General features: G+C 66.4%; 13 protein-coding genes. 3 read left to right on the top strand and 10 right to left on the bottom strand.

Features of this window, described 5'->3' with window-relative positions; translation table 11 throughout:
- Positions 1–504 precede the first annotated feature (504 nt).
- Positions 505–906: a response regulator gene (locus HNP55_RS22335; protein WP_184304355.1), complete on the top strand. Its 402-nt coding sequence runs from the start codon at positions 505–507 to the stop codon at positions 904–906.
- Here the strand turns inward: HNP55_RS22335 and HNP55_RS22330 are convergent, their stop codons facing one another.
- From HNP55_RS22330 to HNP55_RS22290, 9 genes are all read right to left on the bottom strand, one after another.
- A complete protein-coding gene (locus tag HNP55_RS22330; protein ID WP_184304353.1) occupies positions 907–1,749 on the bottom strand; it encodes an alpha/beta fold hydrolase in 843 nt (280 codons plus the stop codon).
- A 6-nt stretch (positions 1,750–1,755) separates the two neighbouring features.
- The gene (locus tag HNP55_RS22325; protein WP_184304351.1) at positions 1,756–3,864 is read right to left on the bottom strand and encodes a D-(-)-3-hydroxybutyrate oligomer hydrolase; all 2,109 of its coding nucleotides are present in this window, start codon (positions 3,862–3,864) and stop codon (positions 1,756–1,758) included.
- 12 nt (positions 3,865–3,876) lie between these two features.
- On the bottom strand, positions 3,877–4,962 hold the full coding sequence (locus tag HNP55_RS22320) for a branched-chain amino acid ABC transporter permease (RefSeq protein ID WP_184304349.1): 1,086 nt from the start codon (positions 4,960–4,962) through the stop codon (positions 3,877–3,879).
- Between the two features lie 15 nt (positions 4,963–4,977).
- Entirely contained in the window at positions 4,978–5,997 is a 1,020-nt protein-coding gene (locus HNP55_RS22315; protein WP_409993767.1) for a branched-chain amino acid ABC transporter permease, read from the bottom strand.
- A gap of 224 nt (positions 5,998–6,221) precedes the next feature.
- Positions 6,222–6,974 (bottom strand): ABC transporter ATP-binding protein, encoded by a 753-nt coding sequence (locus tag HNP55_RS22310; RefSeq protein ID WP_184304348.1) that lies wholly within the window; start codon positions 6,972–6,974, stop codon positions 6,222–6,224.
- Complete coding sequence (locus tag HNP55_RS22305; RefSeq protein WP_184304346.1) at positions 6,968–7,738, bottom strand: ATP-binding cassette domain-containing protein; 771 nt, start codon at positions 7,736–7,738, stop codon at positions 6,968–6,970. Before HNP55_RS22305 ends, HNP55_RS22310 begins: the two co-directional genes overlap by 7 nt.
- A gap of 8 nt (positions 7,739–7,746) precedes the next feature.
- Complete coding sequence (locus HNP55_RS22300) at positions 7,747–8,946, bottom strand: substrate-binding domain-containing protein (RefSeq protein WP_184304344.1); 1,200 nt, start codon at positions 8,944–8,946, stop codon at positions 7,747–7,749.
- 658 nt (positions 8,947–9,604) lie between these two features.
- A complete protein-coding gene (locus tag HNP55_RS22295) occupies positions 9,605–11,146 on the bottom strand; it encodes a methyl-accepting chemotaxis protein (RefSeq protein WP_184304342.1) in 1,542 nt (513 codons plus the stop codon).
- Between the two features lie 109 nt (positions 11,147–11,255).
- A complete protein-coding gene (locus HNP55_RS22290; protein ID WP_221439744.1) occupies positions 11,256–12,692 on the bottom strand; it encodes a sigma-54 interaction domain-containing protein in 1,437 nt (478 codons plus the stop codon).
- A 139-nt stretch (positions 12,693–12,831) separates the two neighbouring features.
- Between HNP55_RS22290 and HNP55_RS22285 the strand changes: the two genes are divergently transcribed.
- Positions 12,832–14,379, top strand: coding sequence for a malonate--CoA ligase (locus HNP55_RS22285; RefSeq protein WP_184304338.1), 1,548 nt, complete (start codon positions 12,832–12,834; stop codon positions 14,377–14,379).
- Positions 14,376–14,594, top strand: coding sequence for a cysteine-rich CWC family protein (locus HNP55_RS22280; protein WP_184304337.1), 219 nt, complete (start codon positions 14,376–14,378; stop codon positions 14,592–14,594). The genes HNP55_RS22285 and HNP55_RS22280 overlap by 4 nt, the downstream gene beginning before the upstream one ends.
- Here the strand turns inward: HNP55_RS22280 and HNP55_RS22275 are convergent.
- Positions 14,578–15,234: a 2-hydroxychromene-2-carboxylate isomerase gene (locus tag HNP55_RS22275; protein WP_246448595.1), complete on the bottom strand. Its 657-nt coding sequence runs from the start codon at positions 15,232–15,234 to the stop codon at positions 14,578–14,580. The two genes, HNP55_RS22280 and HNP55_RS22275, sit on opposite strands and share 17 nt — an antisense overlap.
- Between the last annotated feature and the right edge of the window lie 73 nt (positions 15,235–15,307).

Raw genomic sequence — 15,307 nt, 5'->3', positions numbered from 1 at the left:
GGGAAGTGACCCAAAGATGTCAGGAGCCCAGCCGGGCGGCGCCGCGCCGGACGGCAAGCCGCCAGGCCCCGGCCCGGGGGCGGCGACGATCTTTTTGTTACCTCTTGCCGAGGGGTGCGCATTGCGAATCTCCGGGCGCACAGCAACAATGGCCGGGTCCGGCAGCTATTTCGTATCAGCCCAGCGCAAGAGAGCCCACGGTTTTTTTACCCGGAGGCAGTGTTCAGCGGCAAGATAGACTGACCGTGACAGGGAGGGCTATGGTTTGCGCTGCACGATGCGACCCGACGGCCCAACAAAAGGTGCGTTCGTCGAGTTTCAGTGGGTGGAGCAGTCCAGATGACTCAAATCGTTTTCAATCGCGCGGCCATCGCAGCCGCGCAGCTAGGGGCCATGGCCGCGGTGCAAAGGCAGGCAACGCCAAACGCACTGGCCTACAGCCCGCCCGGTCATCATCCGTCGAGAGCCAGCGCCACAGGGCTGGAGGCCAAAGGAAGTATGACTATGCTGCCCACTAAGGCGTCCACCCCCGAGGTGCTGCTGGTGGAAGACAACCCCATCAACCAGGTGGTGGCGCTGGAATTCCTCGCCTTGATGGGTCTGCAGACCCGCCTGGCCAATAACGGCCTGGAAGCCTTGAGTGCCTGCGGCCTGGCCGCCCCCGACCTGGTCTTGATGGACATCCAGATGCCCGGCATGGACGGCCTGGAATGCACCCGCCGCCTGCGCGAGCTGCAGGCCGCCGGCACGCTGGCCCCCTTCCCCATCCTGGCCCTGACCGCCCATGCCCTGGACAGCGATGTGCAGGCCAGCATGGAGGCCGGCATGGACGAGCACCTGACCAAGCCGCTGGACTTCAAGTCCCTGCGCACGCATCTGAGCCGCTGGGTCAAGCTGCCCGAATAGTCAGGCCCCTCCGTTCAAGAACCTCTCCACCAAGCCCAGCTGTTCCGGCACATTGAGGGCCGGCGCGTGGCCGCAGCCGGCGATCGTGACCACCGCCGCACAAGGCCCGCGCTGGCGCATGGCCTCGGCGGTCTCGGGCAGCAGCAGGTCGGAGGACTCGCCGCGCAAGCACAGCACGGGCAGGCTGAGGCTGTCCCAGGCCGCCCATAAATCGTAGTCCTGCGGGTAGTTGACGAACTGCTGCACCATGGCCGGGTCGTAATGCGGCGTCACCCGCCCGTCGGGCAGGCGGCGCAGCGAGCTCTCGGTCAGGCGCCGCCACTGCGCATCCGACAGCCAGCCATAGGGCAGGTAGACCTGGCGGAAATACTGTTCCAGCTCGCCGACGGTGGCAAAAGCCGCCGGGCTGCCCGCATAGCTGCGTATACGGTCTATGGCGGCCGGGGCCAGCTGGGGGCCGTTGTCGTTCAGGACCAGGCGGCGTATGCGCCCGCGCAGCGGCCCGGCCGCCGCCAGTGTGCCTATGGCCCCGCCCATCGAGGTGCCGACCCAGTGGAACTGGTCCAGGCCCAGCTGATCGACCAGGGCCTGGGCCTGGCGGACGTAGAAGTCCAGGCAGTACTCGCTCGCGGGCGCCGGGCTCCATTGCGAGAGCCCGCGGCCCAGGGTGTCCGGGCAGATCACGCGGTAGCGGCCGGCGAGATGCCGGGCCAGCTCGTCCATATCGCGCCCGGTGCGGGCCAGGCCATGCCAGGCAATCACGAGCTCCGAGTGGGCGCTGCCCCACTCGGTGTAGTGCAGCTCACGGCCCAGGCAGTGGATGTAGTGGGAGCTGTGGTCCATTTCGGTTCAGTCCGGGATGCGCAGTGTCGATCCACTCATGGTGATCAGGTCGCCGCTGGCCGGCGTGGCCGCAATCGGCGGCACATGGGCCGCCGTGATGGCGGGGGCCGCACCGGCCACACCGCCGCGCGGCTGGGTGCGCACGACCTGGCTGGGCGGCAAGGCCTTGCCGCTGCGCAGCTTGTCGTAAACGGCGTCCAGCGCCCGGTTCAGATAGACATGCAGAGGGATGAAGCGCGTGTCATAGCCGGGCAGATAGGGGTTGTCGATGAAGGTGTCGAAATGCTGGGCATTGGTCACCTCGATATAGCTGAGCTGGCTGGCCGTCCCCTCCACCTGCTTGTTGAGCGCGGTATAGGGCCGCGAGGTGTGGTTGACCGGCAGCAAGGCGTCGTTGCGGCCATGCACGATGAGGGCCGGGCGGCCGCGCAGATTGCCGTTGCGGCGGGTCTCGTCGATGCCGGCCTGCACGGCCCGGGCGCTGGCGTCGCTGCCGGTCAGCAGCTTGCGCAGGCAGTCAGCGCCATCGGCATTGATGTCGGTGGCCCCGCTGCTGGGCGAGACCGAGAACACATTGCGCACAGGCGTGCCCACGCTCAGCTCATTGATCAGGTTGACGCCGGCCGAGGGCGGCACGCCATTGCCCTTGGCAAACATATCGGCCAGGGCCGCGGGTGAAACGACGGTGGGCACGCCGAGAGCCGTCGTGGCCGCGAAGCCATAGCCGCAGAGCTTGTCCTTCACGCTGGCGCGCGCATAGGCATTGGCATAGGTAACGGCCACGGCCGCCGGCACCTCGTAATCGCCATGCGAGGCGTGCAGCAGATCGGACTCGGCCTCCCAGCCGCTGTCGCGCAGTTTTTGCAAGGCATCATTGGCCTGCTCCAGCGTGGTGGCGCCGCTGATCAGGCCCTTGTCGGCCAGGCTCTGGCAGCGCTTGGCCTTGTAGCTGGCGTAAAAGGCCACGGCGCCGGGCGAGTCCGCCGCGGCCGTGGCCAGGGAGGCGCAGTTCTGCAGCAGATTGGCCTGGGTGATGTAGTCGTACAGCGGCTTGCCAAAAGACTTGGGCGTGCTGCTGCCGCGCTGCAGCGACACGCTCAGATTGGCCGGCAGGGCCACGGCCGGCTCGGACACGGCCAGGCCGTCGATCAAGCCCTTGCTGTCCTGCTCCAGCGCCGCCACCGCGGCGCCGCCGCCATTGGACAGGCTGGAGGCGATCACCAAGGTGTTCTCGGGCTTGAGGGTGATCCATTTGCGGCCGTCGCCCACGTCCTGGCCATAGCGCTCGTTCAGCACATAAAACGCCAGCTGCACCGCCTGCAAGGTGTAGAGGCCCCAGTCCTTCTCGGGGTTGCGCTGCGAGTGTGCATGCTTGAAGGCGAGGCGGTTGGGCGTGCTGGCGTTGAAGCTGGACAGCTCGGCCGCCGTCAGCGGCGCCTTGAAACCAGCGCCGGTGCCCGCTGCCGCGGCCGTGCTGCGCGTGCCGTCCAGCAGGGGCACGGTGTCGCTGGCCAGATCATGGCCGGCGGCATGCGTGCCCTTGTCGGTATAGGCCACGGCACAGCCTTTTTTCAGGCCCCATTCACCGGTGGAAATGGCGCCGTAAATGCTGCGCGAGCCCGAGGAGGTGGCGGTGATGATGCAGGGCTCGGAAGGGTTGAAGTTGGCGGGCACCTGCACCATCAGGCTGACATTGCGCGTGCCCGTGCCGTCGTCGCTGAAGGCCAGGTATTCGGTGCCGGCGATCTTGCCCTCGCCCGTGCCCACCGTGCCGTCGGCCGCCACATTGGGGCCGTAAAGCGTGCCGTAACCGCCGTTGGCCGCCACGTCGACGATGGCACGATAGTTGTTGTAGATGGCGGCGCGGCGCAGCTCGGCCGCCGTGGGCTTGAGCGCATCGGCGTAAGCGGGGAAGCTGGCGCTGGCCAGGCCGCTCTTGCCCAGGCCGGCGCTCAGCAAGTCGTCGCTCAGGCCGTCGTAGCTGGTGGTCTTGAGACCGACGACGAAATCGGGCTTGGTGTTGATCGCCAAGGGCTCTTTGACGTCCTCGCCGCCGCAGGCGCCGAGCCCAAGTGCGGTCGCCAGCAAACTCAGTTTCAAAGTCAGGGTCTTCATTCTTCAGAACTCCTATTCGTGCTTTGAGGGAGATGTGGCCAAGCCGGCGCGCAAGCGCCCGACAATGCCACTGGGGAAGTGATAGACGGCCAGCACAAAGAGCAGGCCCAGCCATAGCAGCCAGCGCTCCGGGGCGATCAATTGCGAGAGCAGGGGCACGCCGTCCAGCGCGGCCGCGCCCAGCTTCATCAGGTCCTGCAGATAGCTCTGCGCCAGCACGAACAGCACGCTGCCGACCACGGCGCCGTAAATCGTGCCCATGCCGCCAATCACCAGGATCAGCAGCAGGTCCAGCATGATCTCCAGGGACAGTGAGGTGTCCGGCCCGTTGTAGCGCAGCCAGAGTGCCAGCAGGGCGCCGGCCAGGGTGGCGAACAGGGCGGCCAGCACATTCGAGAGGCTGCGGTAGACCACGCAGCGATAGCCTATGGCCTCGGCGCGGAAGTCGTTCTCGCGTATGGCCTGCAGCACACGGCCGAAGGGCGAGTTGACGATGCGCAGCAGCAGCAGCACCAGGACCACGGTGGCGGCGAACAGCAGGTAGTAGCTGAGCAAGCGGCCGTCGAACATGACGCCGAGAAAAGGCTGCTCCAGATACTCGGTGCTGGGCTGCAAGGCCGCGGGCAGCTTGAAGCTCAGGCCGTCCTCGCCGCCGGTGAATTCAGACAGCTGGGAGGCCAGGGTCAGAAAGGCCGAGGCCACGGCCAGCGTGATCATGGCGTAGAAGATGGCCTTGACCCGCAGGCTGAACAAGCCGATGGCCAGGGACAGCAGCAAGGAAACGACGAGGGCCGCGCCCAGGCCCACACCGACCGCCGCCCAGCCCGGCTCCATGCGCGTACTGGCAATCGCGATGCCATAAGCCCCGATGCCGAAGAACATGGTGTGGGCAAAACTGACGATGCCGGTATAGCCCAGCAGCAAGTCATAGCTGGCCACCAGCACGATGAAGATCAGCATCTTGGCCGCCACATTGAGGGCGCGGGTGCTGGGGAAGATGAAGGGCGTCAGCGCCAGGCCGATCACGATGAGGATGAGCAGGGCCGCCAGCAGGCGGCTGCGCGGCAGGTCATGGGACAGCAGGGACTTGATGAGCATGGCGGCAGGCCTCCATCAACGATTCGTGACCGGATACAGGCCTTGCGGCCGCCACAGCAGCACGGCCACCATCAGGGCGATATTGCTGAACAGCGCCAGCTTCGGCGCCAGAAAGCCGCAGTAATTGGCCAGCAGGCCCACGGCCAGGGCGCCGACAAAACAGCCCAGCGTGGAGCCCAGGCCGCCGATGATGATGACGATGAAGATCAGCGTGTTGACCTGTGCGCCGATCTGCGGCGTCACGCTTTGCTGGTACATGCCCCACATCACCCCGCCCAGACCGGCCAGGGCCGAACCGCCGACGAAGACGCCGACGAAGAGCCGGCGGATGCGGTAGCCCAGGCTTTCCACCATCTCGCGGTCCTGCACGCCGGCGCGTATCAGCAGGCCCAGCTTGGTCCGGTTCAGGAGCCAAAGCAGCAGGGCGAACACCGCCAGCCCCGCCAGGCAGGCCAGGATGCGGAAGCGCTCCACCGCCACGTCCCCGAACAACAGGGCGCCGCGCAAGGCCTCGGGCAGGGGCAACGGGATCATCTGCGCGCCCCAGACCAGCTTGATCAACTCCTCGCCGATGATCATGCCGCCCATGGTGATCAGGATCTGCTTCAGATGCATGCCGTAGACCGGCCGTACCAGCACCCGCTCGAACAACAGGCCCACGGCCGCCGCCACGCCCATGCCGACCAGGCAGGCCACGGCCACCGCGAGCAGATTGCTGAGCAGGCTCGCGCTGGCCGTGTAGCCACTCATCGCGCCCAGCACCGTCGTGGCCATGAAGGCGCCCAGGGCGATGAAGACGCCGTGGCCGAAGTTCAAGACATCCATCAGGCCGAAGACCAGGGTCAGGCCGGAGGCGATGATGAAGATGATCAGGCCCATGGCCAGGCCCGCCACCGTCAGCGTGGCCCAGGTGCTGGGGCTGCCGATCAGGGGCAAGGCCAGCAAGGCCAGGCCGGCGATCAAGAGCAGGGGAATGAGGTCGAAGCGGGCCTGGGGGATGGCGTCGGCCTTGCTGGTTATGGTTTTGCTGATCACTGATGCGCTCCCAGGCTTGAACCTAGATTCGGCAGTTGGACGCGCCCGAAGGGCTCGCCAGGCGGTGTGCTGGCAAGGCGCGCCGACGCGGTGGGCTGATGCCCACAAGGAGAAGCAACGCAGCCAGCGCACCGTTTGGCGAGCCAGGCGGGCGTGTAGCGCTGTCACCCAGAGGGTGATCGCTGTTAACAGGCGAGAACACAGTAAACATCGATGTTTCCAGGTCAGAGCGAGCGGTCAACTGCCGAATCTAGGTTTAAACCCAGCAGGCGCTGCTGCAAGCGCTCATCGGCCACCAGTTCGGCCATGGCGCCGGCGTGGACGACGCGGCCGTCGTCCATCACCGCCACCCGGTCGCCCAAGGCCTTGGCCACCGCAAAGTTCTGCTCCACCAGCAAGATGGTGGTCTGGGTGGACTTCAGCTCCTGCAGCGCCGCCACCAGATTGCGCACCATGGCAGGCGCCAGGCCCTTGCTGGGCTCGTCGATCAGCAGCAGGCGGCGCGGCTCCAGCATGGCGCGGGCAATCGCCAGCATCTGCTTTTGCCCGCCGCTGAGCTTGCCGGCCGGGTAGAGCCAGAACTTCTTCAGCGCCGGAAAGAGGCCGAACAACCACTCCAGGCGCGGCGTGTCCAGCTCCTTCAAGCTGCGCGCGCGGCGGGCCGCCAGCAAAAGGTTCTCGGCCACACTGAGCTCGCTGAAGATGCCCATGCTTTCGGGCACATAGGCCACCTCCTGCTGGGCGATCTCGGGCGTGCTCAGTGCCGCGCAGCCGGGCCCGGCGATCTGCCGGCCGTCCAGCAAGACCTGACCCCGGCTGGCCTGCCAAAGCCCCATGATGGTCCGCAAGGTCGTGGTCTTGCCCGCGCCATTGCGGCCCAGCAACATGGTCAGTTGGCCGGCCGGTACCTCCATGTCCACGCCGTGCAGGATGTGATAAGCCCCGATATGGGTGTGGACGCCGCGCAGGCTCAGCATGGCTGCAAAGCCTCCTCTTCATCCAGCCCCAGGCCCAGATAGGCTTGCTGCACCACGGGCGAGGCGATCACCGCAGCGGGCTCGCCGTCGGCCACCAACTGCCCCATGTGCAGGACGATGATGCGGTCGGCCAGCTCGCGCACGATGTCCATCTTGTGCTCGACCAGCAGGATCAGATGCTGGCGGCTGGCCTTGAGCTCGCGTATCAGGTCCAGGATCACCGGCACCTCGTCCACGCTCATGCCGGCCGTGGGTTCGTCAAACATATAGACCCGGGGTTGCAGCGCCATCAGCATGGCCACCTCCAGCTTGCGCTGATCGCCATGCGGCAGGCTGGCGGCGGGGCTGTGTGCACGCGCCTGCAGATGGACGCGCTCGACGATGTTCATGGCCTCGTCCGTCAACTCGCGATGCTGCAGCCAGACCGAGAGCATGCGCAAGCCCTTGCCGGCCCGCGCCTGCACGGCCAGGCGGACGTTCTCCAGCACCGACAGATTGGCAAAGAGCTGGGTCAGCTGAAAGGCCCGACCCAGGCCTTGACGGGTACGCAGCGGCGCGGACAAGGCGCTCAGGTCCTGGCCATTCAGCAAGACCTGGCCGGCCGTGGCGCGCAGCTGGCCGGAGATCAGATTGAAGTAAGTCGTCTTGCCCGCGCCGTTGGGGCCGACGATGGCGGTCAGCGTGCCGGGCTCGAAGGTGCAAGACACCGCGTCCACCGCCGTATGGCCGCCGAATTTGATGCTTAGGTTTCTGGTTTCCAGCACGGCCTGGCTCAGCGCTTGTTGCGGATGGGCACGGCCATTTCCTCGGGCTTGATCTCCCGCACCAGCTCCGGCACCCCCCAGGCAAACGCCGGGTCCACCTTGATCCTGAAGTGATACATGCTCTGCATGGCCTGATGGTCTTCGGGGCGGAAAGTCATCTTGCCCTTGGGCGTCTCGAAGCTCATGCCCTCCATCGCCTTGATCAGCTTGTTCGTGCCGGTGTCGCCGGCCGTCTTCTTCAAGGCCTCGACCACCGCGATGGCCGCGCTCATGCCGCCGGCCGTGAAGAAATCGGGCGGCGTCTTGTGCTGCTTGTAGTGGTTGGCCACCAGCCATTCATTGACCGGGTTCTTGGGCATGCCGAAGTAGTAGTAACTGGCTCCCTCCATGCCCGGGAACTGCTTGTAGGCCGTCATGGCCGGCAGGATATTGCCGCCGGTGGCGATCTCGATGCCGTAGCGTTTCAGGTCCAGGTCGGCGATCTTGAAGGGGTTGCCCGCGCCGGCCCAGATCACAAAGATGATCTTGCGGCCGGGCTGATCCTTGAGCTTGTCGATCAGGCGCTGGGCACCGGCGGTGAAGTCGGTGGTGGTCGTGGGCAGATACTCCTCGTGCACGAGCTTGGCCTTTTTGATCGCGTCCTTGAAGGCTTTGACGCCGTCGCGGCCGAAGGCGTAGTCCTGCGCCAGCGTGGCGATGCTGGTGCCGGCCTTGTCCAGGGCCACGGCATTGGCGATGGCGTCCTGGCTGGAGTTGCGGCCGCTGCGGAAGATGTATTTATTCCATTTATCGCCGGTGATGGAGTCGGCCACGGCGGGCTCCACCAGCAAGATCTTTTTGTACTCCTCGGCCACCGGCAGCAGGGCCAGGGCGACGCCGGAGGAAGACGGCCCGACGGCCAGGTCGGCCTTGTCATCGCCGTAGGCGGTGGCCAGCAGGCTCTTGCCCACATCGGGCTTGCCCTGGTCGTCTTTTTCGATCACGACGATTTTCTTGCCTGCCACCGTGAAGGTGCCGCCGGTGGCGTAGTCCAGGCCCATCATGAAGCCGGTCTGGGTCTGCTTGCCGTAGGCCTCCAGCGGGCCGGTCTTGGAGTAGACATGGGCGATGCGGATCTCGGCCTTGCTGCCCTGGGCCAGCGCGGGCAGCGCCATCAGGCCCAGGCTGCACAGCAGGATCACACGGCGGCGGGTATTGCCTTGGCTCATACAAAGTCTCCAGCGTTTTTTTCGTCTCTGACCGGAGAACTTTTGCAAACCCTGTGCCCGAAACGCCGGCCCCGGTGTAAACACCGAGGGCGGCCCCATGGTGGGAGGAAGTTAGCGCCCAGGCAAGGTCTTGCTCGCCCGGGGCTTGCATGAAAAGTGGACGGTTAGCGGCAGGGGGTCGTCCAGATTCAAGACGGCGTCCGAAATTTGGACGGTTCTTGGTACAGAGCAATGGTGGCTTTACCTGCTGCATCACCCTTTGCCAAGGCCCAGCCGGAAGTTCGCCCAAGCGCCTGCAGCGATAGCTGCGGCGCAATCGAGGCGACGCGCAGCGAGCCGTGTGGTTTTCGCATGTCCCGTGTTGCCTGGGCTGCGGTGCTTGGCTTTGGCGGGCGTCGCGAAGCGACTTCGTGAACTGACTCGCGCCCCTTGTTTGAACGGAGCGTAGCGCAGTGAGTTGGGCGCGGCCCGCCAAAGCCAAGTGCCGCAGCGGACCCCGCAGGGGCCAGGCATTCGGGTCGCCTTTTTTGCCTACTTTTTTGGCGAAGCAAAAAAGTAGGGCGCCTGCGGGGGCGAATTCCCCGCTGGGCCTTCCAACAAGAAACCAGTCACCGGCGCTACGCGCCGCTTAGCAGCCCTACAGCAATAACCCCAAAGCTCAACGCCTGGTCTTGAACACCGCCACCGTATCGTTCAGCCCCTGCGCCTGCTGCTTCAGCGACTCCGCCGCAGCGGCCGTCTGTTCGACCAAGGCGGCGTTCTGCTGGGTCATGCCGTCCAGCTGGGTCAGGGCATGGTTGATCTGGTGGATGCCGTCGGACTGGCCGCTGCTGGCTTGGCTGATCTCGCCCACCGTGCTGCTGACCCGCTGCACCGCACCCAGGATCTCGCCCATGGAACTGCCCGCACGGTTGACCTGGGCCGTGCCGGCGTTGACACGCTCGACCGAATCCATGATCAGACTCTTGATCTCCCGGGCCGCCTGGGCCGAGCGCTGGGCCAGGCTGCGCACCTCGGCCGCCACCACGGCAAAACCACGGCCCTGCTCACCCGCCCGGGCCGCCTCCACGGCCGCGTTCAGGGCCAGGATATTGGTCTGGAAGGCCACACCGTCGATGACGGCGATGATGTCGGAGATCTTGCGGCTGGCACTGGAGATGCCCTCCATGGTGCTGACCACCTCGTCCATCACCACCGCGCCATCGCGGGCTCGGTCGGCGGCGCTGCCGGCCAGCTGATGGGTTTGCACGGCCGCCTCGGCGCTCAGCTTGACCTGCTGGGTCAGGTCTTGCAGCGAGGCCGCCGTCTGCTGCAGATTGGCCGCCGCCTGCTCGGTGCGCATGGACAGGTCCTGGCTGCCCACGGCCACCTCGCTGGAGGCATGGCCGATGGACTCGGTGGCGCTGCGTATGGCCAGCACCAGCTCGGTCAGCCGCTCCTGCATGGCGGCCACCTGGGTCATCACCTGGCCCACCTCGTCTTGCTGGCCGATCTCGACCTTGGCGCGCAGATCGCCTTCGGCCACGGCCTGCATCAAGGTCTTCATGCTGGCCAGACGCTGGCGCAGGCTGCGCAGCACCAGCTCGACGGCCAACATCGCCAGGCCACCGCCCAGCAGCACCAGGATCAGGGCCAGGCGGGCGTCCTTGTGAGCGATGCTCTCGACATCATCGGTATAGATTCCCGAGCCCAGCACCCAGGACCAAGCGGCAAAACCCTTGACATAGGAACGCTTGGGCACGGGCTCGGTGGCACCGGGGCGGGGCCAGAGGTAGTCGACATAGCCCTCGCCGGCAGCCTTGACCACGTTCACGAATTCCACGAACAGGAATTTGCCGGCCTGGTCCTTGTTGCCGCCCAGGTCCTTGCCGTTCAGCTCGGGCTTGATGGGGTGCATGACCATGCGAGGCTGCATATCGTTGATCCAGATGTACTCGTTGCCGGAGTAGCGCAGCTTGCCGATCTCGGCCGCGGCGGCGGCCTTGGCCTCGGCCTCCGGCATGGCGCCGGACTTGGCCTTGGCCAGGTACTCGTCCGCGATCTTCTCGGCCCGCTTGACCTGCTCCACCGTGGTCAGCATCTTGACCTCCATCAAACTGGCGGCCGAGCGCTGCGCCAGCCCCATGACCAGGGCTACGAACAGCAACACACAGACCAGCACCGTCAGCCGCAAACGCGTGGCCAGCATCATTTTTTTCATCCGAGTCTCCGCCCTGGCGCAGGCCGCCGGGATCGGATGGCTCTGCTGCTTGGGTCTCCCGACTATGACAAGCCGCCGACTAAGCAGTTACTTGATGAGTTGGCGAAATTCAGCCCAGATCCGGCCAACGCGCCAGGCGCTCGTACAGGCTGGCGCGCGAAATCTGCAGCAGGCGGGCGGCCGCCATGCGGTTGCCGGCGGTCAGACTCAGGGCCTGGGCGATGGCATCGCGCTCGACCCGCTCTATCACCTCGGGCAGGGGGCGCAGGCCGGCGGGAGCTGGCGCCTGCGGGGCCGGAACGGGCGCCGGCCGGGGCGGCGCGGCGAGTGCGCGGGCGCGGGCCGCAAAGCTGCTGCAGGCCTCGAAGCAGGCCGGCGTCAGCACCGCCTCCTCACTCATCAGGCTGGCCTGCTCCAGCACATTGCGCAGCTCGCGGATATTGCCGGGCCAGCCCTGGGCGGCCAGCCATTCCAGCGCCTCGGTGCTCAAGGGTTTGTGCGGCATGCCGGAGCGGCGCGCGATGTCCTCCAGCAAGGTCTCGACCAGGGCCTCCAGATCGGCCATGCGCTCGCGCAGCGGCGGCACACGCAGGGGCAGGACGTTGAGGCGGTAGTAAAGGTCGGCACGGAACTCGCCGCGCGCCACCATGGCCGCCAGATCACGGCTGGTGGCCGCCACCACCCGCAGGTCCACGGCCAGCACCTGGTTGCTCCCCAGGGGCTCGAACTCCTGCTCCTGCAGCACGCGCAGCAGCTTGGACTGCAGGGCCAGCGGCATATCGCCGATTTCGTCGAGGAAGAGCGTGCCGCCGTCGGCGATGCTGAACTTGCCCGCGCGGCCCTTGCGCTCCGCCCCGGTGTAGGCACCCGGCGCCACGCCGAAGAATTCGGCCTCCAGCAAGGTGTCGGGTACGGCGGCGATATTGACGCTGACCAGGGGCTTGGCGGCGCGCGCTGAAGCCGCATGGATGGCATGGGCCAGCAACTCCTTGCCGGTGCCGGTCTCGCCCAGCAGCAGCACGGTGGAATCGCTCAGCGCCGCGCGGCGCGCCTGGCGCTTGAGCTCCAGCGCCGCCGGGCTGGAGCCGATGAAGCTGGCAATCGTGTGCTTGGGCCGGCGGCTGCGGGCCTGCTCGGCGGCGAGCTGGCGGCGGGTCTCGATCAGCTCCTGCTGCAACTCGGCAAATTTCTGCATCAGCGGCCGCAAGGTCGTCTCGGGATGGTCCAGCAAGACCATGCCCAAAGCGCCTATCACCTCGCCCGCCTCGTTGCGCAGCGGCAGGCGGCTGACCAGAAAGCTGCCGGCCTTATTGGTCAGCAGATCGACCAAAATCGGCTGGCCCGTCTCTATCACCTGGGCCATCAAGGTATTGGGCACGACCTCCTCGACCCGGCGGCCGACGAACTCGCGCTCGTCGCCAAAACCCAGGGCCGGCAAAAAGCGCTTATAGCCCTCGCTGATCCAGACGATGCGGTGCTCGCGGTCCAGCACCATCATGCCCTGCACCGAGGTCTCCAGCACCTGGAACAAGGACTGCGCGGCCATGCTCAAAGCGGCATCGAGTCCAAGCGGCAATTGGTTGGCGGGCACGGGTCGGCTCCTGGGAATGGAAGCTGCAATGTAGCAGCCACAGCCCCCCGAAACAGGGAGCGAACAGGCCCTGCGCATTGGCGACAATGCGGGCATGAGCAATGCCAATCTCTTCAGCGCCCTGCGCGCCGCTTTCCCTGCCGACCTGGATGCCGTGGCGATTGAATGCGCCGACCAACTCGGCCCCGACGGCCAGGCCCTGCGCTATAGCTGGCGCGATCTGGAACGCGGCACGGCCATGCTGGCCAATCTGCTGCTGTCCCTGGACCTGCCCGCCGGCAGCCGCATCGCCGCCTACACCGAAAAAAGCGTCGAAGCCCTGATGCTTTACCTGGCCGTGCTGCGCGCGGGTTATGTCTATCTGCCGCTCAACAACGCCTACCAGGCGGCCGAGCTGGGCTATTTTCTCCAGAACGCCGAGCCGGCCGTGCTGGTCTGTGCGGGCAAGAATTTTGGCTGGGCCTCCAAGCTGGCCTTTATGGCCGGCACCGCGTATGTGTTCAGCCTCAACGAGGACCGCACGGGCACGCTGCTGGACCGCGCCGCTTCGCAGAGCGATCAGCACGAGATCGCGCCCAAGGAGGCGGACGAGCTGGCCGCCATCCTCTACACCAGCGGCACCACCGGCCGCAGCAAGGGCGCCATGCTCAGCCACGGCAATCTGCTCAGCAATGCCCTGACACTGAAGGATTTGTGGGACTGGCGGCCCGGCGATGTGCTGATCCACGCCCTGCCCATCTTCCATGTGCACGGCCTCTTCATCGCCTCGCATGGCGCGCTGCTGAACGGCAGCAAGATGATCTGGTTCGCCAAATTCGAACCCCGCGCCGTGATCCAGAAATTCGCCGAGGCCACGGTCTTCATGGGCGTGCCCACACTCTATGTGCGCATGCTGGCCGAGGGGGCGCTGACGCCGCAGGCCTGCGCCGGCATGCGGCTCTTCATCAGCGGCTCGGCCCCCTTGCTGGTCGACACCTTTGAGGAATGGCAGGCCCGCAGCGGCCACCGCATCCTGGAACGCTATGGCATGAGCGAGACCTTGATGCTGACGTCCAACCCCTGCCGCGGCCTGGACGGCGAACGCATCAAAGGCACGGTGGGCCCGGCCTTGCCCGGCGTGGGCCTGCGCGTCAGCCGCGAGGGCGGCCAGCCCTGTGGCGTGGACGAGATCGGCGGCATCGAGGTGCGCGGCCCCAATATCTTCAGCGGCTACTGGCGCATGCCGGAGAAGACGGCCGAGGAGTTCAGCGCCGATGGCTGGTTCAAGACCGGCGATGTGGGCCGGGTCGACGGCAATGGCTATCTCACGATCGTGGGCCGCGCCAAAGACCTGATCATCAGCGGCGGCTACAACGTCTACCCCGCCGAGATTGAAAGTTACCTCAACGAGATGGAGGGCGTGCTGGAGTCGGCCGTGGTGGGCGTGCCCCACCCCGATTTTGGTGAGGCGGTGATCGCCGCCGTCGTGCCCCGGCCGGCCGCGAGCCTGGACGGCGAGGCCATGGTCGCCACGCTGAAGCGCCAGATCGCCAACTTCAAGGTGCCCAAGCAGGTCTTTGTTGTGGCGGAACTGCCCCGCAACACCATGGGCAAGGTGCAGAAAAACCTCTTGCGCCAGCAGCACCAGGACTTGTTCGCATGAGCCCGGCACCGGCGCCCCGCCTTGACGAGCGCTGCCCGCGCTGCGGCGGCGGTTTTCATTGCGGCGCCCAGGACCAGCGCTGCGACTGCTTTGACATGAAACTCAGCGAGGACTTGCGCCAACGCCTGGGCCAGCAGTACAGCGGCTGCCTGTGCCTGGCCTGCTTGCGGACCCTGAGCGCCGAAGACCAGCCCGCCGTCAAACCAGATCTTTGAAGGGCCCGCTGCTGAGCCAGCGCTCGATCTGCGCCTGGCGGTCATTGCCCCAGAAGGACTCGCCGTCGATGATGAAGAAGGGCGCGCCAAACACGCCGGCGGCGATGGCGGCCTCGTTGGCGGCCCTGAGCCGCTCCTTCCATTGCGGCTCATGCCAGGCGGCCTGCGCCGCATCCGGGTCCAGGCCGCACTCCTGCGCCAAGGTCTTGAGCTGACTCTCATCATTCAGCGCCACGTCGCGGGTGAAGTAGGCCCGCAAGCCGGCCTTGGCCCAGGCCACGGCGCGCGCCGGATCCTGGGCATGCAGCCACCAGAACACCCGCGCGGCATTCTGGGTCGCGATGGGGAAGGCGCTGGGCTGCCGATAAGGCAGGCCGGCGAAGTAGGCCGAGCGGGCAAAGTCGCGCAGCACATAGTCGCGCTTGAGCGGATAGGCCACCGGGGCCTTCAGCTCGGCCGCCTGGAAGGTCACCCCCAGCAAAATGGCATGCCACTGCACCGGCCGGCCATGGCGGGCGGCCACGGCCGCGACCCACTCCGAGGCGATGTAGGAGTAAGGCGAGGAGAAATCGAAATAAAACTGCAGCGGGCTGCGCGGCATGGCCTGCAGGGCGCGTTCGGGAAAGGCGGGCTCGATCATGCAGCCACCTTAGTCCAAATCAGCGCGGCAGCACCCCCAGGGTTTTACCCAGGCACCCTGTGTTTCAGGGGCA

The organism is Roseateles oligotrophus, from assembly GCF_014204525.1.
GTDB lineage: Bacteria > Pseudomonadota > Gammaproteobacteria > Burkholderiales > Burkholderiaceae_C > Paucibacter_A > Paucibacter_A oligotrophus_A.
This window is presented reverse-complemented; position numbering and strand designations above follow the sequence as displayed.

Coding starts and splice junctions, on each gene's coding strand:
- HNP55_RS22295 (WP_184304342.1), bottom strand. CDS start 11,146: ATGAAAAAAATGATGCTGGCCACGCGTTTGCGGCTGACGGTGCTGGTC.
- HNP55_RS22335 (WP_184304355.1), top strand. CDS start 505: ATGCTGCCCACTAAGGCGTCCACCCCCGAGGTGCTGCTGGTGGAAGAC.
- HNP55_RS22310 (WP_184304348.1), bottom strand. CDS start 6,974: ATGCTGAGCCTGCGCGGCGTCCACACCCATATCGGGGCTTATCACATC.
- HNP55_RS22320 (WP_184304349.1), bottom strand. CDS start 4,962: ATGCTCATCAAGTCCCTGCTGTCCCATGACCTGCCGCGCAGCCGCCTG.
- HNP55_RS22285 (WP_184304338.1), top strand. CDS start 12,832: ATGAGCAATGCCAATCTCTTCAGCGCCCTGCGCGCCGCTTTCCCTGCC.
- HNP55_RS22280 (WP_184304337.1), top strand. CDS start 14,376: ATGAGCCCGGCACCGGCGCCCCGCCTTGACGAGCGCTGCCCGCGCTGC.
- HNP55_RS22330 (WP_184304353.1), bottom strand. CDS start 1,749: ATGGACCACAGCTCCCACTACATCCACTGCCTGGGCCGTGAGCTGCAC.
- HNP55_RS22300 (WP_184304344.1), bottom strand. CDS start 8,946: ATGAGCCAAGGCAATACCCGCCGCCGTGTGATCCTGCTGTGCAGCCTG.
- HNP55_RS22275 (WP_246448595.1), bottom strand. CDS start 15,234: ATGATCGAGCCCGCCTTTCCCGAACGCGCCCTGCAGGCCATGCCGCGC.
- HNP55_RS22325 (WP_184304351.1), bottom strand. CDS start 3,864: ATGAAGACCCTGACTTTGAAACTGAGTTTGCTGGCGACCGCACTTGGG.
- HNP55_RS22290 (WP_221439744.1), bottom strand. CDS start 12,692: ATGGCCGCGCAGTCCTTGTTCCAGGTGCTGGAGACCTCGGTGCAGGGC.